This window comes from Candidatus Woesearchaeota archaeon (assembly GCA_016188115.1).
Taxonomy (GTDB): Archaea; Nanobdellota; Nanobdellia; order Woesearchaeales; family GW2011-AR9; genus JACPIK01.
In genome coordinates this window covers 996,796-1,017,252 of record JACPIK010000002.1, presented here as the reverse complement: position 1 = coordinate 1,017,252, position 20,457 = coordinate 996,796, and the positions used below count along the sequence as shown (strand labels likewise).

The window sequence follows — 20,457 nt, the reverse complement described above, 5'->3', positions numbered from 1 at the left end:
TTCGGATTAGGATTTAATCATTAAGGATGATTTCAACTATAGCTGCATAGGCAGGACGCGCTACTAAAACTCCAAAAGATGCGCCAACGATGGTCATTAATGCAAATCCTTTAAGGAGTCCTGCTCCTGCGAAGAGTAGAGGAATTAAACCTGCGAAATTAACTAAATACGCACCAAAGACAATATACATTGCATTTTTAATCCTTGTTTTCCAATCAAGATCAACTGCTTCTTTACCTAATGTGCCGTCAGTAATGATAATGAGATGGTTCACGCCGCTGCCAATGACAATAATTATTCCCGCAATAGCAGCGAGATCTAAGTTTGTTCCGATTAGCGCAGAAAATCCAAGAATTAAAATTATTTCTGAGATTAACGTAAGCACCATTGGGACGACAACTTTGATTTTTCTATAGCGTATAATAATCACTGTAGAGACGGCTGCGAGCGCACAAAATCCTACAAAAAATACATTAGAGAGGAATTCTTTTCCGAGTGAGGGAGAGATGGTGTCGAGTTTGACAACACTAAGAGTGACGGGTAAACTTCCTGTGATGATAACAGTCTGGAGTTTTTTCATGTTTTCAAGAGTGTTGGTTATTGCTTCTTCTTGCGTTCGACCAATTCCTGAACCAGAAATTTGAATGTTAGTTACAGCGCGACCTTTGAGATCAGCGCCAATGCGTAGTGAATCTACTTGTGTATCATCAAGATATAATTTAAGATCTTCACTAAGATAACGTTGTCCGTTTTCTGTGATGAGAGGAAGCGACTTGGTTAAGTCAGATTGACGTTGTGCTGCTTCTGGGCTAAGGGTGATGCCAAAAAAGAATGAGCAAGCGTATCCATCGCCATTTCGAGCACAGCCACGGTTAGGATCAATTCCTGAACAATCAGCGCTGCGACAGACGTAAGTGATGTCTTTTTCACCACCTAGAAAGACGCTTTCATTGGCAATTTTTGCTTCAAATTTTCCTTGTTTTGATAATAATTCTTTTACTTCATCTTCTGTAACGCCCGCAATTTCTACAAGGATAAAATCATCTCCTCCTAGATCGCGTGCGGTGCGCACAACGACGTCGCTTAATCCATAGACATTGAGTCGTTCACGTAGACTTGCAGTGGTAATTTCAAGAGTGTCAGCAGAGACTTTTTCTGCAGGTTTTAATAAAACTCGTGTCCCTCCTTCAAGGTCTAATCCTTTGCGTAAATTTGAGGTAGGGGAGTCGTATACTTTGAGTCCTAAATCTATGTTGTTTCCTATTCTATTAGCAATTAGGGTATAGGTTTGTTTATTAGTCTCAATACGCACGGTGCTATTTTCAATGAGTTGTGTTTCTTGGGAATAATAATCAACTGCGGAAGTTATTTTCTCGCCATTTACAGAAATAATCCTTTCTTTTTGAAGAGGGGTGAGTTTCGCTGATGGGTTAGGCATACCTGCAAGAGCTGCCGATGAGTTCTGGTCAATACTACGAATCGTTGCGCCAGAATCCCAAAAGTGAGGAGTAAATCCTCCATTTAACGCAAGATAGGAACATAATAGGAAGAAAATGAGCATTAATACTCTCCAATTTGTGAATATTTTTTTGAACTTAACCATGGTGTTTCTTCTCGTGTTTTTCTCGATTTTCAATATGCCAACGGAATACTCCTACATTGAGAATCCAACTATTTATCATATCCACAAGCATGCCAATAAAGAGAATTAACATGATTTGGTGGACGGTTTCGTTGTTAACAAAAATTAATCCAACAAAGACAACAACTAATACAGTTATAGTCATGGTCATTCCAGTGCTAATTGCACTATAAATTTGATTCATGAATGCGCTGGCACGTTGTTTGATTACTTTAGAATTGATTAACATCTCTGTATCAACAGAATATCCTATTAACATCAAAAATGCAGCAACGCCACCTGTACCTAGTTTACTTCCAGTGAGGTTAAATATCGCGAGGGTAACAACAATATCAGAGAATGCAACTAAGATAACGGAGAGGGAAGGAACAAGCATACGAAAATAGATAAAGACGACAATAGCCATAAAGATAAAAGCGACCACTAATGCCCATGCTGTTTGGTAGAAGAAGCTTGAACCAAGTGAAGAATCAACAATTTCGATGCTATAATCTTCTTTACTCGTGCCTAACTGAGTACTTAATTGCGTGATGATTGGGTCAATTTGCGCTTTATCTTGCAGGTTTGTTTCGATGATTAACCCTAATATTGCATTTGTTGAAGATAATGTCCTGATGCTAATGTCTGCAGTTGGGAATTTTTCTTGTAATTGTGTTTCTAATTCAGGAAGAGATTGAGTAATTTGGTGGTTTAGGGTGATAGTTGAGCCCCCCTTTAGAGAAACACCTTTTTGGACAAAATCTCCTGTAGTTGAATATTGATAGCCAATTTGAGCTAATGCTAATATGAGTAGGAGGATGGGGATTATGAGAAGTACTTTGTATTTTGTTTCGTAGATATGCTTTAATTTATCTAACATATGTTCACATCATGTATTGTTTATTTGTTAATTAAGTTCACTTTGGATGGTGGTTTCTATTTAAAGGTTATGATGGCACAGAATAGGTTGGCGAGCAGCGGAAAGAAATAAAAAATAAAATGAAGAAATAAGATAATAAGTTTCTCATTGTCCTGATTTTAACTGTCTTGATTTTGTCGGAGAAATTTAGTGTGTTCGTCGTTATATTGATCATAATGATCTGAGCAGATGTGACGTCCTCCCCATGTTTTTGTAGCACGGATACTGCATCGGGGTTCTTCACATTCAATTTCTTCTTTTTCGCCAGAGCAACGGTGGAGAGAGATTTGATGTGGCTTTAAAGAAAGTTGAGAGATAAGATAGTTTTGAATATTAGCAATGTTGGGATTTAAATTATGACAGTTAATGATGACTTCTTTACGGCGAATATATGTTTCAAGGATGATTGTGCCATTGCTACTGGCGCAGAATCCAACTTGTCCTATTCCTTCGCGTTGGACTAGATGGGGGCTTTCTATCAACTTTTCTCCGATTTGTGTGCTGAAATTTTTGAGAAATAAACCTAAGGTGAGTTGGTCGGATAGTATTCCAGAGATACAAGGGCTAATTGTGAGAGTTATATGGTTCATGGTTTTTAATAGTATAATATCGGATGAAGTATAAAATGAGGTGTTCTATAAATTAGTTAGGGTAGATTGTGGTGAAATTGGTTAAGAAATGGTCAGAAAAAAATAGTGTCTGATGGTTTCTTTTCGTTTTTCTTTTACTTTCCATTTGCTCATTCTGCTTTACAATAAAATTTAAATAATGGGGTCTGGTCCTATGTCTATGCACAAACAAGATTCTATTGGTCCTGCCTATGTTTTTGTATCAGGCGGTGTTATTTCTGGTATTGGTAAAGGTGTCTGCGCAGCATCTCTTGCGCTTCTGCTTAAGAAACGAGGTTTTCGTGTTAGCAGCATTAAATGTGAGAATTATCTTAATGTTGATTCTGGGACAATTAATCCTATTGAGCATGGTGATCCGTTTTTGTGTAATGATGGGCTCGAAGCTGATATGGATCTGGGAACTTATGAACGATTTTTAGGCGATGAGATGGGTCATGCCAATTTCACAACCATGGGCCAGATCTATAAAACTGTTATTGATCGTGAGCGTTCGATGGGGTATGAAGGTGAAGATGTCGAAGCTATTCCTCACGTTTCTGATGAAATTATCCGTCGCATTAAAGAGGCTGGTAAAGATAAAGACATTGTTATTGTTGAGCTTGGTGGCACTGCAGGGGAATATCAAAATATGCTTTATTATGAAGCATGCAGAATCATGAAAGTTACGATGCCTGGCAAAGTCATTAATGTCCATGTATCATATCTTCCTCTCCCTCATCATCTTGGTGAACCTAAGACAAAACCTACACAGATGTCTGTAACGACGTTGATGAGTATGGGTATTCATCCTGAATTTTTAGTATTACGCGGTGAAGTAGGGTTAGACCAACGTCGTCGTTATATCTTAGGGTTACGTACGAGTATTCCTGGCGAGAATGTTATGGTTGCGCCTGATGTCGAAACTATTTATGAAGTTCCACTTCTCTTTGCTGAGCAAGAGTTTGATGCTAAGATTCTTCATCATTTAGGTTTGGTTGCTCATAAACAAGATCTTGCTGATTGGCGAAAACTTGTTGAGAATATTAAATGCAAAAAGGACAAGAGTATTACTATTGCTGTTGCGGGAAAATATCTTAGTAAGAATAAAGGGGACTATGAACTTGTTGATGTCTATAATTCTTTAATTGAATCGATTAAACACGCTGGCTGGAATACCAATGTCCAAACTAATATTAAGTTTGTTAGTACTTTAGAGATTGAGGATGTTGGCGCGGCTGCATGTCTACGCGACGTTGATGCGATTATTGTTCCCATTGGTTGGGGCAAACGCGGGGCAGAGGGAAAAATTCAAGCCGTCCAGTATGCTCGTGAAAATAAAATACCTTATCTGGGGTTATGTTATGGTATGCAACTTGCGTCAATTGAATTTGCGCGAAATGTGGTTGGTTTTAGTGATGCAGACACAGAGGAAAATGCGCCAAATTCTTCTCATAAGATCATTCATAGCATTCCGTTTAATCCGCAATATCAAACCATTAAAGGTGAAGGAACGTCGATGCGTCTTGGAGCATTTGATTGCATTGTCAAACCCGGAACATTAGCATATCAAGTGTATGATACACATCATGCTTGGAAGAATGGTCAGAAAGGGTTAATCTCTGAACGTCATCGTCATCGGTATGAGTTTAATAATGAATACCGCCGAGTGCTAGAAGAGAAAGGGTTTGTGATTTCGGGAACTTCGCCCGATGACTTTTTTGTAGAGATTATTGAGTTGCCTAAATCAATGCATCCGTATTTTATTGCAACCCAACCGCATCCTGAATATAAATCACAACCACTTAAACCACATCCGTTATTTGTGGAATTGGTAAATGCAGCTGTGGAGTATAAACAGAAACGGTGGTAACTATGGGTTTATTCTCACGTCCTGGTGTCGATGAGATCGTCGCACGAGTTTTTGATGGGAATGTAGAAGTAGAAGTAACTAAGCAGTATTTAGTGGGGGTATTTAGAGCTCACGCATTTTCTGGGGATTATACTCACAATCCACAAATCCCTTTTCGATCAGAAGTTCCAGAATATTTGTATCGACATCCTCCTGGATTAGATCGAAGTTATGAACCAGATCGCAGTTGGACTGTTCATACGCCGCTTCGTCTTGATGTGGCTTGCCTTGAAGCCATGATGGTATGGGAAGGTTATTTTAGAACTCTACAACTAGATCAAGAAAAGCATACGTTTGTAGCGTCACTTTCTACAATCAGAACAAGAACAGGGGTGGGTGGCTGGCAATTTGGTTATGAACCTAATATCATAGAAGAAGCAAATATCATGGAAGAGGCAGCGGCAATTGGTGATGGGGTTTATCATGTTGGGTCAGATTTTCAAAAAAGAAAATTATTAGAACCAGAAAGTTCTTTCAAACATGATTCCGATACTTCTCATTCTCTCACAACTTCATGGGAAAGATGGGGTCGTGAAGAGGAACTTTATCAGGCAGTTGCCGCGCGAGTCATTGAGTCTGTTCAGCAACGACTTCTTGTCACAGAGAGGGATCGTCAAATTCAAACGGGAAGACTTAATCTAGATCATCCTAAAGTGAATGAGTTACATTGGGTGGCTAATTCTCTTATTACAAATTTTATGGAAAGAGGAAGAGATCGTTATAGGGCAAGATTAAACAAAGAGCTTCAATCTCAAAGAATGGGTGTTAAACTTCTACCGGTAACATTATATGAACAGATTAGTGAAGTATCAGAACCAGATTCGGCTTGATAATTTCTTCCTGATTTTTGTCAATGGGCGTTAATAGGTCCTGTTTTTCGTATTTTTGCCCTCAATAACATTTATAAACGTCTTTTGTCTCGTACCAGTTGTGGAATTTATCCAAGTAAAAGGGGTGTCTAAAGAGTACGCTAAGAAGCCAGTGTTACATGATGTTTCACTCAATATTCAAGAAGGAGATATCATTGGTATTGTGGGGCAGTCTGGCAGTGGTAAGACGACGTTGCTCAATTTGATTTCTGGTTTTATTGAGCCTACACAAGGTGAAGTCGTTTATTTTTCGAAAGTAGATCAAAAACCAAAAAATTTACATGACAATTTCTTTAAGATTAAACGGCATATTGGTTTTACACCGCAGCATTCTTCGGTCTATTCTAAACTAAGTATTAAAGAAAATATTCTTCATTTTGGACATTTGTATGATATCCCTAAAGAGACATTGATTACGAATGCCAAGGCGTTATTGCAATTTACAGGACTTTATGATGATCGAGAGAAACTCGCAGAACATCTTTCAGGAGGAATGCGTAAACGCTTGGATATTTCCTGCAGTCTTATTCACAAACCGAAAATATTATTTTTAGACGAACCTACGGCAAATCTTGATCCGGTTACTGAAAGGGAAGTGGTTAAACTTATTCAGGAAGTAAACAAGCAGGGAGTAACAGTTATTATTGCTTCTCATCACCTTGAGAGTATAGAAAATATTTGCACAAAATTGGCAATTATCAAGAATGGTACGCTTCAGAGTTATGGGGAGATAGATGATTTACGAAAACCATTTTTGAAACCTAATCTTACTATTAATATCAGGACTGGTAAAGATAAAGAAAAAATTATAGCTCTTGTTAAGAAGTTACCCGTGAGTAAAATTATTGATCAAGGTGACCAATTAGTCTTGTATCCTCTTGATGATGAGAAGGCGATTGGTCTTTTAGTTAGCCGTCTTAAAGAAGAAGGGTTAATGATGAGTGATATCGATGTTCATCAGCCAAGTTTACGGGATATGTTTACTAAATTAACACAATAAATATTAGGAAAATTACATTGTTGATTTATAGGTCCTGAAAAATAGATCAAGAAAATAAAAAAATAGAAAAAAGAGAGTGAAGGAATGAATACGCTTTGGTTGCTAACAAAAAAGAACTTACAAGTCTTAGTACGAGCAAAGAGTTCTGCGTTGATTGTTATTTTTGCTCCCCTCTTAATTATTCTCTTACTTGGTCTTTCTTACAATACTGATGAGCAATATGCGGTAAAAATAGGGATCTATGCTTCTACGTTTAGTGATGATGTTCTTGCATTTACGAATCTGCTTGAAGAGCAAAATTTTACTGTAATTAAATACGAGTCTGAGATTGCGCCTTGTTTAGAAGATATAAAAAGTGGATATGTTCATACGTGTATTTCTCTTCCAGAGACGTTTAAAATAGAATCAAATACCCCTCGAGAAGTTACATTTTATATCGATCCTACTCGGATTAATTTAGTGTGGATGATTCAAGAAACTGTGGGTAAAAAATTCGAGTTACGGGGAAATGAGATTTCGCAGCAGTTAACCCAAGAAGTTTTGACAAGGGTTGAAGATTCTCGCAAACTTGTTACGCAAGAAAAAGCTGACCTCAACATGGTCAAAGAAAAAGCGAATGGGGCATCTAGTGCGACAAACCAAGCACAGCAAAATCTCAAAACCGTTGATCTTATCTTTACTCCGCATGAAGCTAATTCTGGATCTTTAGACCAACTCAAGAGTCAATTGGCAACGACAAGCAGTAAACTGGGTGAAATTTCGGTTCAAGTGAATAGGTTAAATATTACTAGTTCGGATAAAACAAGAATTACCTCTTTGGTTGGTGAGGCTGGTATTGCCGTTAATAGCAGTGTTTTGCTTATTGAAGGAAATGATACCGGTTCGCTTGCAGCGCTTATTAGTCAATTTGAGCAAGATATTGCTCTTGCAAAACAAAAAATCACCACTGCTTCAGAAAAAGTTCAACAGACATCTTCTAATCTTGATAGCAGCAAAACCTCAATGCAGGAGACTATTAGTGCGCTAGAAAGTGTTGCTACTGATCTAGTGGTAATAGAATCAAAACTTGCAGCGCAAAAAATTACTCAAGCAGAAACAATCACGTCTCCTCTGCGAACCCGTATTGAGAAAATAAGTCCTGATGGAACGTATTTGAGTTATCTCTTTCCGGCCATTTTGATTTTAGTTATTATGTTTAGTTCTCTGGCGTTGGGAACAACACTTGTTATGATTGAAAAAAATAGTCCAGCATATTTTCGTAATTTCTTCTTACCTATTCGTAAAGTTACTTTCATCACTTCTATCTATTTAACTAATTTAATTCTGACTGTTGTGCAAATTGTTGTTGTTTTAGGTATTGCGTTATTTTTCCTTCAAGATTCGTACACGGCATTTCCTTTAGTAGCGTTGATATTGTTTATTGCGGCATCAGTATTTACATTCATCGGCATGGTTGTAGGATATATGTTTAATTCTGAAGAAACAGCTATCCTCGCGTCGATCTCGGTAGGAAGTTTGTGTTTATTTGTTTCCGGTGTTATTCTTCCTTTGGAAGCAATTAACCCTTTGGTTGAGGAAGTGGTTTCGTTTAATCCGTTTGTGATTAGTGAAAAATTAGTTCGTGAAGTGTTTATCTTTCAAGCTCCGTTCACACAAATTTGGATGGATTTACTGGTCTTGTTAAGCTATGCGGTGTTGTTATTTTTAGCAATTCTGCTTATTGAATCATTGTTTCATGAGCATTTGGTAAGTCGATTTATGAAACATCATCATCCTAAACATAAAGAGGAAGAGAAGAAGGAGAATTAAATGGTGTTGCGTTTAGTTTGGGTCGGTTTGATGTGTTACGTTTTGAGAGAGATTTAATTTAGATATGTACTGTTGATCATCATTGTTGATATCATCATTAGGGTTTATAGGGTTTAATATGGCTTCCAAAAAAATCAAGAAAGGAAAGGTTAAGAATAATTTAGAAAAAAGTTCTACACAAAAATTGGTTATTATTACAGGAACACCCGGCACTGGGAAGTCTACTTTAGCTGCGCAGTTTGAGAAAAAAGGATACTTTCGTTTAGATTTACATGTGCATTATAAAGAGATTTCAACAGGGTATGATCGATCTAAACGCTGTTATGTCATTGATCCAAGAAAGTTTGAGGCATTGGTTAAGAAGGTTAGCAAAGAACATCTTAAAGTGGTTATTGATTCTCATATTTCTCATTTACTTTCTGCTAGTATGGTTGATTTATGCATTGTAATGGTGTGCCCTGATCTTGCCGTTTTGAAGAGACGTCTTGAGAAAAGGGGGTACCATAAAGCGAAGGTGCGAGAAAATCTGGATTGTGAGATTTTTCAGGTTTGTTTGGAAGAAGCACGAGAACGAGGGCATAAAATTAAGATAGTAAAGACTTAGTTTTCTATATTTCCTTTTTTAGTTAATTATTCGTTAATTAATATTCTATCTTGACAATGATCGTTTCCTAAAGTATTTTAAACTATATTTTTAATCTATAATCAATATGAAAAAAAAGGCGATGTGGGTAGTTTTAACTGTAGGTTTCGTCCTGTTTTCTATGCTTATCATGGCAGCTTCTCCTCTGATTACACAAATTTCTCTTACATCTACGAATCCTATCACGAATGACACTAATCAAAATATTTCTGCAGTCATTGTTACGAGCGATTCAGATTCTGATCCTGTTAAAGTAATTTATTCATGGTACAAAAACTCGAATACACTTACTTCTCTGATTATGCCCTTTGAAGGAGGAAGTACTACGACTTTTACTAAAGATTATTCTTCTTATCGTAATAATGGGTCAGTAATTAATGCTACCTGGAATAGCACAGGGGGATTTGATGGTTTTGGTGCTTATCGTTTTGATGGCAACAATGATTCTATTACTATCCTGGATGCAACGTCGCTGGATTTATCTGTGTTTACACTCACGAGCTGGGTTAATCCTACTGACAAGGGATATATTATTTCGAAATGGAAAGATGATATTGCAAATGAGTCTTATTACTTGAGTTATGGGGTTGCTGATATTATTCCTAATGAGAATGCGTACAATGCGACAGATGGCTGGACTAAGAGAAAAAATGGCAGTTGTGGTTTTGATTCTTCTTATATTTTTTCCAATAGTTCTTCTTTTTTTGGGGCAGAGCCGAGTTCTTTTAATGTTTTAGAGCAGAGTGATATGTATTCTTCAGCAGTTTGTCGTTATGGTTTTTTCCACGAGGTGGCTGTTCCTAATCCAGTCCCTGCGACTTTTAACTTATCTTTTTATTATCGCGCGGCGTCATCCACTTCTCTTAGCACGGTTACAAATGCTAATGTGGCAATTTATAGTTCCGATTGGTCTATCCCGATTATTGATTGGGAGTTGTGCAGTGGCGGCTCTTCTTGCGGCAATAAAAATTATAGCATTAATATTACGGGAAACATTTCTAGCTATGCAGGTCAAAATGTGAATGTGTGGTTTTATATTACCGATGCGTGGGCTACAGATTATAATCAGCAAATTTGGATTGATGATGTTACGTTTATTGCTCCTTATAATTTTGTGTTGGCGTTGCGTAATGATAGTAATAACAATCAAACGGTTTTAGTCACTAATTCATCTTATTTGCCTAATGCGTGGTATTTTTTGAGCGCAACGTATAATGGTTCGTATGCAGCACTTTATGTAAATGGGACAAAGATTGTGAACTCTACTTACTCTAGTGGCGTTACAGCATCTTCCACTCCTGTAACCATTGCAGACAGGATGCAATCTTCTCCCAAATATTTTTTTAATGGTGTTCTTGATGATTTTTCAATTTATAATCGAGTTCTTTCTGATTCGCAGATCTATGCTCTCTTTACAAATCAAACTAATGTTATCACGTCCGCTGAAACAGAAACAGGGGAATTATGGCACGTGGTTGCTACGGCAACGGATAATTCTAGCGAAGGAGATACTAATACGTCTAGTACTATGCTCATTGGCGGGTCTTCGGCAGTGCCAGAGTGGAATGATTATGCTCTTGTCTTAATTCTTCTTGTGAGTATTTGTGGTTATTTTTTACGAGTGCAGAAAGACATGTAACATTAACTGTGACCTGTGTGTTTATTTATACTGAAAATCAAGATCAAAAAGATCAGTAGTGTGTCGGTCAAGAGGCATTCTTACAATGTTTACCATTTTTTTAAGAAGATCTTGTATTCTGATTTGCGGTAAGTCACCCCATGCAGTTCTATAACTTGCACCATTCATTGTTAAACGGGATGTTGTTTCTTCATTTATCTCACTGCTTTTTTGAACACTAATTATGCCTGCTCCTCTTCCATGATTTTCCCGTCCAAGGCAGTATGCACCAAGCGGTTCAAATCCACTGATTCTGCCGTCATAGTGGGTTGGTTTACCTAAAAATCCCCAAGAGGAGAATGCTGATCCCTCTCGAGCAAACATGAAATATCCGTGCGGAATAGGGCCGTTGAGGTTTGCAACATTTTTTGGTGTGAGATCAAAATCCCAATCGTTATTGTTGTCTAACCATGAGAAATTAATATTGGTTCCTTTGTTATGCAACCAATATTGGATTTGACAAAATGCAGGACTAAAGTCTGCTTGGTTAAGACCCATTGTTACTCGAATTGTTGCTGCGCGATGATTTTGAGCGATAGTTCGTTCAACTGAACTATGAACTAAAGGAGCTCCTCCTTGATCATTTGGTACAACCGTAAAGCTATTATGGAACGGGCGAAAAGTGTATCCTGCTCGTTTGGTATCAAAAGGAGTAGTGTCAGCAAAACCAGAGATAAAAAGTTTATTCATCTCTTCTTGTCCCGGTTGTATTTCAGTTATTCGTTCTAGATCGTAAAAGAACGTACTCAAGTCAGTCAATTTTGAGTTAAATCTCATAGGTTTAGGAAGAACAAAACCGTGGGCATTTTGTGCTACAACATAGGGTATTCCTGCTTGTGTAGTGTATGAGGCTAGAGTTGCCTCTTGTCCTCCGGCGATTTTTATGAGTTGTTCAGGAGTGCGTTGCGCAGGAAGAGTTGCGCGTATAGCTTTATAATTTAAAAGAGGAGGATACACATAGAACTTTCGACCTGAGTCCATACTTGGGGCAGTGTCTCTGGTAAGAATTTGTTCTATTGGGGAGGGCATAGTTGTCCTAAATAACGGGGTTTTAAATATTTTACTCCTTTTGAAGAGCAACATAGTAGTGTTATGTTATTGTGAAGTGTTTGAGATGGGTTAGGGGCGGTTTGGTTGAAACTGGTCTCTGATTTTGAGAACTTTTATAAAAACGTCCAAGAATTGTTCTTCTATGGCTATTAGTGCTCAAGATAAGCTCAAAGTAAAGAAATTAATTCGTGAACTTAAAACTCATCGTGCTCCACATACTGAGTTAGTTTCGGTGTATGTTCCAGCAGGTTATGAACTCACAAAAATTACCCAACATTTAGGCGAGGAGTTAGGCACTGCGGCAAACATTAAATCAGCGACTACACGCAAAAATGTTCAAGGTGCTCTAGAGAAGATGATCACACATCTTCGCCAATATCCTCGTACTCCTGAAAAAGGATTAGTTGCATTTAGCGGGAATATCGCGGCAGCAGAAGGGAAGACTGATTTTCGGTCTTGGGCAGTTGAACCGCCTATGCCTCTTAATACGCGTATTTATCGCTGTGATAAAATGTTTGTGACCGATATTCTTGAGGAAATGCTTCTTGACCATCATGTTTATGGCTTAGTGGTTTTAGATAACCGTGACGCAACACTTGCATTGCTTAAAGGTAAGACGTTTACTATCCTACAAAAAACACATTCTGAAGTTCCGGGGAAAATGAGGGCTGGCGGGCAATCTGCTCATCGGTTTGATCAAAATCGTAAGAATGCGATTGTTCAACATTACAAAAAAATCTGTGAGTATATGAAAGAGCAATTTCTTTCATTGGGCAATAATCTTAAGGGTATTATTATTGGTGGTCCTGGCGTTACAATTAATGATTTTTTGAATCACGAGTATCTTACTGGAGATTTGCAAAAGAAGGTTTTAGGAACGAAAGACCTTTCATATACTGATGAATTTGGTGTCCAAGAACTTGTTGACAAATGTGATGATTTGTTAAGTGAAGAAGCGATTGCTGATGAAAAGAAAGCGATGAACGAATTTTTCATGGTGTTTCGTGATAATCCTAAAAAAATCACATATGGGGAGAAAGAAACATTACGTGCATTGGAAATGAATGCGGTTGATGTGCTGTTATTATCTGAAGCACTTCCTGAAGAAATGGTTTTTTCATTAAGTGAAAAAGCTGAATTGGGAGGGACTACGGTGAGAGTTATTTCGACTGAAACACGCGAGGGAGTACAGTTACGAGATTTAGGTGGAATAGCCGCGATTCTGCGATTTGAGATTGAACAAGGATAGTTTTTTCTGTTACAAAATTATATAAAATGCCTCTCTTTTATTCATTTTATGGATAATTACGTTTTGCTTGCGTATACAAAAGAACTTGAAGAGAAAAGTATAAAATTAGGATTTACGAGGGTTCTTTTTCTTGGTCGAGATTTGGTAGTCAGTAAAGCTACTACGCCCAAAGATTTATTGTCAGATTGTCAGAAGGCGCATCAACAAAAGAAAAAGTTAATCTATTTCGTGCCTAAACCAGAACTTCTTCGTTTTGCGATTGAAAAAGCTCCAGTGGATTTGATTTTAGGAATTGAAGAGTTGTATCCTCATGATAGTCTTCATTATCCTAAAGCAGGCATGGATCAAGTGTTAGGGCCGTTAGCAAAACAGAAGAAAAGAATAGTTGGGTTTTCATTTTCTTCGTTGTTGCATACTTCTCATCGTGCGAGAATGATGATGCGGATTGCATTCAACGCTAAAGTGTGTAAGAAATACGGCGTTGATATGGTTTGGAGTACGTTTGCAGGTAATCCTACTGATCTACGAAGCGTTAAGGATTTGGAGATGTTGTGGAGATTTTTGACTACACAGATTTTGAAATAAGAGAAAACATCATTTTTCTTAGTCGCTAGATTTATATACCTTCTATCCATCCATTCTTCTTAGATGTACACAAAAAGAGGTATTGTTTGGATAGTGCTAGTTCTGGCTTTGATTACGTCTGTTGTTGGGTCGTTGCCGCTTACTGGAACTGAACCGGGAAGTGCTTGGCCGGAAAGAGAATACATTGATGAAGCAACTGGATTGAAATACGCTTGGGCTTTAGGCGTTGGTGGCATTGATGACGATGCAAAAGAGGGTTGTACTCCAGGAGAAAGTGTTGAATTTGGAATTCCGTATAGCAATGTTCATGAAGGGTACTTTAATGTTAGATTTCCGAATCATGCAGATAGTGTGGAAGGAAATGATTGTGATACCACCATGGCTTGTGACTTCACATATACTTGGGATCAAGCCATTTGTCATTTTCAAAATCTTCCTAAAAAAGTGAATGAAGGGTGTTACTTTCTCTCTGCAGAATATGATTATGGCATAGACGCAGATGATAGTGACGATGATGATGATAAGAAAAAGGCAGAATATAGGGATGATTGTGCTGGTTGGTTTATTCCTATAGAAAGAGTTGTTGATTCGCAGCCAATAAATGGTTTAAATTTTTTTGGAGACGGAGCTGCACAGTCAGTTGAGGGTGGAGCACCTCAAGATAGGGGGAACTCTATAATTTCTATGATTCAAAATTTTATAGGAAATGATTACATTGCATCAGAAGCTGATAAACCCTCGGTAGATGATATCCAATCAGGAATGAATGCTCTCTGCCCATTTGAAAAATATCCTTTTAGCACTGCTGGTCAAGAACGAGCATTTGTCTGTCTTCCTAACAAGCAGGAAGAAAATCTCTGGTATATTTGTGATGAGCAGCATGTTGGCAAATTTATCCCTTATACAGAGGAGCAAGATCCTTCAAATCCTGATAATATAATTCATACTAATTTTGGTGATACTCAGAAAGCGACTCATGCGTGGTTTTGTGAGAAAAGTGGTGATGAATATACTTGGATTTCAAATGAATTGAGTTGTGATCTCGGCGGTAAATGCGATCAAAATAAAGATCAATGCGAATCTGATGAAAATGGTTATGCGTGGTTAGATAATGCTGGTGAACAACAAGAGGTCGGCGCAGTCAATTGTTGTGGAAATAATGGTATTGATGATGTTGGTCGTATTGCAACAGTAGGGTCGGATAGTGACGCGTTTATCTGTGTTAACAAACAGATGGTGGGTGCTGCAGGGGGAAGTGGATCTCTTTGCGAAGGAGAATGGTGTTGGTTGCAAGCAGGACTTAACTCATTCAAAATTTTAACTATACATAAGCCTGGCAGCGAACCCTATGATGTTGTTTCTAATGTTGATTCATTTGTTGCGTGTGGTGCTTCCAATGTGGGTGAATCTCTTAAATTAGGTAATGTTGATCTTGCAAGTGATCTTGCTAAATCTGCAGGATTTCTCTGTTATAAAGAGGGAAATCGATATAGTTGGGCGCAATGTTCTATCGATGGTTCACATGTTGAGAATACGGTTAAAACACGTATTCGGGGAGAAGGAGTATATTCCTTGCCTTTGGATGAGCAAGTTGAGGGGCAAACCAGTACTCAGATTCGTTTGAATGACAATTATGAACAATTTTATGGTCCTAATCCTGCTGGATTTGATTTTACTGGGTATGAATTGCTTGATTTTTATCTTACGTTTACAGGTGAGGTACCTGAGCAAACACAGCTGATCATGACTATTTCTGGTAAACACGGCACTTATTTTCAGGGAAACATTTTACCTTATGTTACAAATGGAATTACTCTAGAGTCTAGCGAATCAGGTAGTGTGACACCAATGCATGTACAAATTCCGGTAGGTAATTGGCTTGATGTTGAAAAAATCTTATTTCTCCCTACTTTGGAGTCAGTTTCTTTTACAATTACAAGTCCGCGTCTTGTTGACACTGATCGTAATGTGAAAAATCCAATTTGTGTTGGCACAGCTCATCGTACGTTTGCGTGGCTTGATGATGTTGACCAAGTACAACGTGCTGCGGGAGTTCGCGGTGATGAGATTTGTAATGCAAATTTAGGAGAACATGCGTGGATTGAAAATACAGAGGAAGGTGCTCTTGCTGATCCCGTGATGTGTTGTGGTGATGATAGTGGGGAATATTCTGCAGGCAATGGCGAATCTGGTTGTTGGAACTCACAAAAGATTGCTGCAGGGGAGACTACATCATTAGTGCAATATAGAGTTATATCAGGGATAAGTATATGGAGGTATGAACCTAAAACGTATCAAGTTTCTGCTACTATAACTGGAGAAGGGGTTGGTTTTGAGCCAATATTAATTGATTGGACGTCAATTTCTACAGATACCTCTCCTTATCTTCTTACATCGATTCGTATTGATCCTCGTTTTGTTTCTGCAAAAGTAACGAGTAAAACTGTTAATTGGGATGGAAATCCCTCTTCTTATTCGGCAGATGTTTATTTTTCTATTCCTGCTGCTGGTGAAAATCCTGCTCTTGTGAAAAGAAGTATTACGAAAGCTGATGTTGAAGGTGTTAAAGAAGTGTATGTTATGGCAAATGTTGATGATATAGGTCGAGAGCATCATTATATTGCAGATTATAATAATGGTGGAATCATTACACAAGCGTGTACATCAGAGAAATGTGTCTATGCGTTGCCTGGTGAACCTCCTTATACTATCACTAATCTTCATCCTACACAGTATAATTTGTATTATGTACGTTTGCTTGATGGTGATGATGGTAATGAAAGAATGGAGATTTTAATTGATAAACCAACTCCGGTGTATGGTAAAGGTGGCTGGCTTGAAGCACGGCAAGTTAAACAAAATATTTTGTATCAGAAAGGTGAGTTTTATACTTGCGGAGAAGCTATAATCCCTGAAATCTCTGCTGAGATGGTTGTGCCAATTCAACAAAATGAGGCAGAGAATATGTGTCGTGTGGTGAGTCTTACTGAGAATGAAGTCGAGGAAGGTGAAGTGTTTGAAGCGTATTTCTGCGGCACTGATGGCAGTTGGCACGATCAACCTTTGCCTGGGTTTACGTATACTACTGATCCTCAAAGTAAAGAAATGACGTTTAAGAGGGAAGGGGAAGTTAGTCCATCCCAGCGTCGTTATACCAGTACGGTTGTGCCTGGTCGCAATTTACTTTATAATGCTCATTTAGAGAAACGATTTAACAGACGAGCAACGGTAGATCTGGAGAATGTTGATGACGCAGAAGCTCAACAAGAAGCAGAGGTGTCACAAGAACAACCTCCTGCCGAACCCGTACCAGAATCTCCTCCAGAAGAAGAACCTGCTGCTCAACCTCCTGCTGAAAATCAAGAACCTGCTGCGGATGCGGCAGCTCCTCAATAAATATGAAGGTGATATCATGAAACTTGAAATAAATATTACAAAAGGAAAGTTTTGGACATTGGTTGTATTGGCTATTGCTATCGTGGGTGTTTTTGTTTTTGCAGATAGTCATTTGCCAAGTAATCCCGGTCATTCAATTGGTCAAATTGATGGGTTAGATGAGAGGGTAAATGGTTTAATAACAGAACGAATAGATGGTATGGAAATCGTAAAGATACCAGCACCTCCTAATAGTGTTGATGACCAAGATTATGGGGGTAGGGAGTCATTTTCTAGTAATTGTCGTGAAAGCAAGGTTGCTATTGGTTGCTCTATCATGAAAGAAAGAGTCTGGGAAGAGGAAGATGTAGGATTTTGTAATGTTAATAATGATAAGAAAGGGTGTACATTTCTTTGGGATGTAGATAGTACATTCGATGGAGATGTGACTGCCTACTGTTATTGTATTTAATTATATGAATTATTAAACTATGAGGATATACACAACATTGCTGCTGGTACTGGTTTTGGTTCTCTCCCTTAGTGTGAACGCTCAACTTCAGTGTGAAGTTAAAGAGTCGTGTGAACCTGATGTTGAAACGCTGGTGTTGTGTCTTTCTGATCAAACGAATGCACATGCAGAGATGCCAACACAGTCTATCGAAGGATCTCGTTGTGAAAATTATGATTACAAGGTGTGTTGCAGTGATAAAACTGAGGACGGTGTTGTTCTTTCCCAACTTTCTAATCAATGCAGTGGTAAATTTTCACCCGTGGCGTATTTGCATGCGATGACGAATTCTCATGGGGCAAGACCAAAGTATGGGGTAAATCCCATAGTGAGTGCTGATCCTGCTTATACGATTCCTGTGTGTCTTAGCGCTATTCAAGAATCAAAGTGCGAATTTAAACAAAGCAAAGATGAGGGATGCGTTTTAGCAATGTCAGGAGTAGGAGACAATTCTCACTTTTCAAGTTGTGAAGATGCAACAGAGGAGTACGAATCTTTTATTTCCTGTAAAGTTACTTCCGACATAGATGGCGATCTGTATGCTGCGGATCAGGATTGTGATGATACTATTCGGGAGATTAATCCTGGTGCAACGGAAGTGGGTGATGGTATCGACAATGATTGTGATGGCACTATTGATGGCGATGATACCCAATTACAGGGGGATGCAGAGTTGCCTGATGGATGGTATCAACTTTCCGATGTTCTTGACGGCGATCAGTTTAGTGGTTTTGATGCTGAAGGTATAACTACTATTACGCAAGATACGGGGGAGAGAGTATTTCAAACAACACGACGAGGGACACGTGCATTGGTCTCAAAGAAAATTGCTCTTGCACCACGTCTTGAAGGCAGACCGGCACCAAACTATATTGCCAGTGTTAAAAGTACCTGCGACATCAATAATGTTAATGTTTTAATTGCATTTGATAATGAAAAATCAGATAATAGGGAAGTTTTAGGCCAATGGGGTTTTATTACTCAAGAAATTCTGGATAGTGAACAAGTTGATACTGCTCCAGACGTGCCAGAAGGAATAATTCGCACTTTACCTCAAGAAGCTAAAGCAGATGACAAATGGGTCTCAATAATTATTATTACAGATGAGGTTAATTGTTTTGTAAGTCAGCCTCTTTTAGAACTTAAAGGAGCAATGAGTCCTACTGAGTATAATGATATTCATACGCCTCGCGAATTCGATCAAGAGTTCGGTGTTACATTAATGCAGGCGTCTTCTTGTTGTCCTGAAGGGTCATGTTGGAATGGGTTTGCGTGTATTTCCAATATGCGCACAGACACGTTTACAAAAGAAGGGATTGCCGGTGAGGCAGAGTATCGTTGTATTGATGGTAATTGGGTCTTTAGCAAAATGCTCTATGATTGGAATCATCAAGAGCAAGGGTCCTGTCCTGATGCAGATCAATGTTTTGTTCTGAATTCATTAGGTGAAACAAGTCTTGAAACTCCTCAAGAAGGAGAGGAACTTAGTGTTATTGACCAATTCTATCAAGGGAAGACACCTTTATGTGTAAACAATGGCGATTCACTTTTTGATCACTATTGTCTTAAAGGGAATTGGACATCGAGAACGCGGTTTTTAGCACAAAAGCTGGTAGAAGTAGCTGGTGAAAATCCGTACACTATTTCGTGTGGTTCGTATCGTGATCTTTTCCTTGATGAAGGTGATAAACCAGGTTTGCTTGGTGGCACTCAGGACCAAGCCTCTGGTCAACGGGCACAAGGTCCAGGTCGGCAACAGCCAGATGCCGGTCGTTCGGTGTGTTTTAACGAAGTAAACAATCCTACTTTAATTGCTGATGAGGAGAATACTTGTATTAACAATGTATGTGTTTTGAAATACACCGTTGATGATGGTGAAAAAGTTGCTTTTGCTACGTCGCTTAATCGTGATCTTGCTGATGTGAATTCGTTTTTACAAACCCTTAATGTTCCGGCGGATAAAGTGAATCAAGTTTGTCCTGATCAAAATCCGGAAAATCCCTCTGATTTTGTTCGCTGTGATGGAATCGAGGAATTTGCGCCTGGCGCGCGGTTATGGTATTCTGCTGCTTTGAATGCAGTGATCTATGGTCCTGATGGAGTATTGGTTAATCCTACTCGTTGGGAGAGTTTTCTTGATGATCCGTTTGGGACAATTCTTTCACTCTTTGAAGATGAGCCGGAACTTTCTGAAAATAGTAAATTTGTTCAAAATGCGCAAAATTTATATCAAGTTTACTTGCTTGAACAAGAAGATCGACGAGTACGAGCAGTTCTAGAAAAACAGGGCATTGATAATGCCAAAGAAGCGTTGGTTGCTGAATTTGAAGGTTTCTCAACGCCAATTTGTGAATACTTGCGACCAGATCGTATGGACTTTCCGTCTGCGGCAAAAGTTGATGCGTTTGAAGCTGTTGCGGGTGAATCTCCGTTCGTCTGTACTGCCACAGATGATTTGCGTGTTCAACGTATTGAAGCAGTTGGTGGAGGAAAAGAATTCTGGCCACAACTTACCAATCGGTTACGAATAAATGTGACTGATGGACAAGAATAAATGTAGAAATAAATTTAACGAGAAATTAACACTTGTTTTTTTTTATCTTTGTGGTTTTTTGGAATAAAACTTTGTTA

15 protein-coding genes are annotated in these 20,457 nt (G+C 38.5%); 11 read left to right on the top strand and 4 right to left on the bottom strand.

The features are described 5' to 3' along the window. Nucleotides 1-13: 13 nt before the first annotated feature. The 3 genes from HYV86_05425 to HYV86_05415 all read right to left on the bottom strand — a co-directional run bounded on the left by HYV86_05425 (nt 14) and on the right by HYV86_05415 (nt 3,130). Nucleotides 14-1,603, bottom strand: coding sequence for a hypothetical protein (locus tag HYV86_05425; protein MBI2573276.1), 1,590 nt, complete (start codon nt 1,601-1,603; stop codon nt 14-16). Continuing rightward, nucleotides 1,596-2,501, bottom strand: coding sequence for a hypothetical protein (locus HYV86_05420; protein ID MBI2573275.1), 906 nt, complete (start codon nt 2,499-2,501; stop codon nt 1,596-1,598). The genes HYV86_05425 and HYV86_05420 overlap by 8 nt, the downstream gene beginning before the upstream one ends. 158 nt (nt 2,502-2,659) lie before the next feature. Continuing rightward, nucleotides 2,660-3,130: a hypothetical protein gene (locus HYV86_05415; GenBank protein ID MBI2573274.1), complete on the bottom strand. Its 471-nt coding sequence runs from the start codon at nt 3,128-3,130 to the stop codon at nt 2,660-2,662. Between the two features lie 199 nt (nt 3,131-3,329). On the opposite strand from HYV86_05415, the gene HYV86_05410 reads away from it, so the two are divergent. From HYV86_05410 to HYV86_05385, 6 genes are all read left to right on the top strand, one after another. Next, a complete protein-coding gene (locus HYV86_05410; GenBank protein ID MBI2573273.1) occupies nt 3,330-5,018 on the top strand; it encodes a CTP synthase in 1,689 nt (562 codons plus the stop codon). A 2-nt stretch (nt 5,019-5,020) separates the two neighbouring features. After that, nucleotides 5,021-5,887 (top strand): hypothetical protein, encoded by an 867-nt coding sequence (locus HYV86_05405; GenBank protein MBI2573272.1) that lies wholly within the window; start codon nt 5,021-5,023, stop codon nt 5,885-5,887. Nucleotides 5,888-5,987: 100 nt separating this feature from the next. Next, entirely contained in the window at nt 5,988-6,926 is a 939-nt protein-coding gene (locus HYV86_05400) for an ABC transporter ATP-binding protein (GenBank protein ID MBI2573271.1), read from the top strand. 84 nt (nt 6,927-7,010) lie between these two features. Continuing rightward, nucleotides 7,011-8,735 carry an ABC transporter permease gene (locus tag HYV86_05395; GenBank protein MBI2573270.1) on the top strand — a complete coding sequence of 575 codons (1,725 nt, stop codon included), beginning with the start codon at nt 7,011-7,013 and terminating at the stop codon, nt 8,733-8,735. A gap of 118 nt (nt 8,736-8,853) precedes the next feature. Next, a complete protein-coding gene (locus tag HYV86_05390; GenBank protein MBI2573269.1) occupies nt 8,854-9,339 on the top strand; it encodes an AAA family ATPase in 486 nt (161 codons plus the stop codon). Nucleotides 9,340-9,445: 106 nt separating this feature from the next. Next, nucleotides 9,446-11,017 (top strand): LamG domain-containing protein, encoded by a 1,572-nt coding sequence (locus tag HYV86_05385; GenBank protein ID MBI2573268.1) that lies wholly within the window; start codon nt 9,446-9,448, stop codon nt 11,015-11,017. Nucleotides 11,018-11,038: 21 nt separating this feature from the next. Here HYV86_05385 and HYV86_05380 read toward each other — a convergent pair whose 3' ends face one another. Further along, nucleotides 11,039-12,085, bottom strand: coding sequence for a hypothetical protein (locus tag HYV86_05380; protein ID MBI2573267.1), 1,047 nt, complete (start codon nt 12,083-12,085; stop codon nt 11,039-11,041). Nucleotides 12,086-12,248: 163 nt separating this feature from the next. Between HYV86_05380 and HYV86_05375 the strand changes: the two genes are divergently transcribed. The 5 genes from HYV86_05375 (at nt 12,249) to HYV86_05355 (ending at nt 20,380) form a co-directional block, all read left to right on the top strand. Further along, complete coding sequence (locus HYV86_05375; protein ID MBI2573266.1) at nt 12,249-13,355, top strand: peptide chain release factor aRF-1; 1,107 nt, start codon at nt 12,249-12,251, stop codon at nt 13,353-13,355. Between the two features lie 48 nt (nt 13,356-13,403). Further along, nucleotides 13,404-13,940 carry a hypothetical protein gene (locus tag HYV86_05370; protein ID MBI2573265.1) on the top strand — a complete coding sequence of 179 codons (537 nt, stop codon included), beginning with the start codon at nt 13,404-13,406 and terminating at the stop codon, nt 13,938-13,940. A 63-nt stretch (nt 13,941-14,003) separates the two neighbouring features. Next, a complete protein-coding gene (locus HYV86_05365; protein ID MBI2573264.1) occupies nt 14,004-17,336 on the top strand; it encodes a hypothetical protein in 3,333 nt (1,110 codons plus the stop codon). Between the two features lie 16 nt (nt 17,337-17,352). Then, complete coding sequence (locus HYV86_05360) at nt 17,353-17,787, top strand: hypothetical protein (protein MBI2573263.1); 435 nt, start codon at nt 17,353-17,355, stop codon at nt 17,785-17,787. A gap of 73 nt (nt 17,788-17,860) precedes the next feature. Continuing rightward, nucleotides 17,861-20,380, top strand: a complete 2,520-nt coding sequence (locus HYV86_05355; GenBank protein ID MBI2573262.1) for a putative metal-binding motif-containing protein — start codon at nt 17,861-17,863, stop codon at nt 20,378-20,380. The last annotated feature ends 77 nt before the right edge of the window (nt 20,381-20,457 follow it).

What these genes read in the sequence shown, in the direction of transcription:
- HYV86_05365 (MBI2573264.1), top strand. Translation starts at nt 14,004, where the DNA reads ATGTACACAAAAAGAGGTATTGTTTGGATAGTGCTAGTTCTGGCTTTG.
- HYV86_05370 (MBI2573265.1), top strand. Translation starts at nt 13,404, where the DNA reads ATGGATAATTACGTTTTGCTTGCGTATACAAAAGAACTTGAAGAGAAA.
- HYV86_05410 (MBI2573273.1), top strand. Translation starts at nt 3,330, where the DNA reads ATGCACAAACAAGATTCTATTGGTCCTGCCTATGTTTTTGTATCAGGC.
- HYV86_05375 (MBI2573266.1), top strand. Translation starts at nt 12,249, where the DNA reads ATGGCTATTAGTGCTCAAGATAAGCTCAAAGTAAAGAAATTAATTCGT.
- HYV86_05380 (MBI2573267.1), bottom strand. Translation starts at nt 12,085, where the DNA reads ATGCCCTCCCCAATAGAACAAATTCTTACCAGAGACACTGCCCCAAGT.
- HYV86_05390 (MBI2573269.1), top strand. Translation starts at nt 8,854, where the DNA reads ATGGCTTCCAAAAAAATCAAGAAAGGAAAGGTTAAGAATAATTTAGAA.
- HYV86_05420 (MBI2573275.1), bottom strand. Translation starts at nt 2,501, where the DNA reads ATGTTAGATAAATTAAAGCATATCTACGAAACAAAATACAAAGTACTT.
- HYV86_05395 (MBI2573270.1), top strand. Translation starts at nt 7,011, where the DNA reads ATGAATACGCTTTGGTTGCTAACAAAAAAGAACTTACAAGTCTTAGTA.
- HYV86_05360 (MBI2573263.1), top strand. Translation starts at nt 17,353, where the DNA reads ATGAAACTTGAAATAAATATTACAAAAGGAAAGTTTTGGACATTGGTT.
- HYV86_05385 (MBI2573268.1), top strand. Translation starts at nt 9,446, where the DNA reads ATGAAAAAAAAGGCGATGTGGGTAGTTTTAACTGTAGGTTTCGTCCTG.
- HYV86_05415 (MBI2573274.1), bottom strand. Translation starts at nt 3,130, where the DNA reads ATGAACCATATAACTCTCACAATTAGCCCTTGTATCTCTGGAATACTA.
- HYV86_05425 (MBI2573276.1), bottom strand. Translation starts at nt 1,603, where the DNA reads ATGGTTAAGTTCAAAAAAATATTCACAAATTGGAGAGTATTAATGCTC.
- HYV86_05405 (MBI2573272.1), top strand. Translation starts at nt 5,021, where the DNA reads ATGGGTTTATTCTCACGTCCTGGTGTCGATGAGATCGTCGCACGAGTT.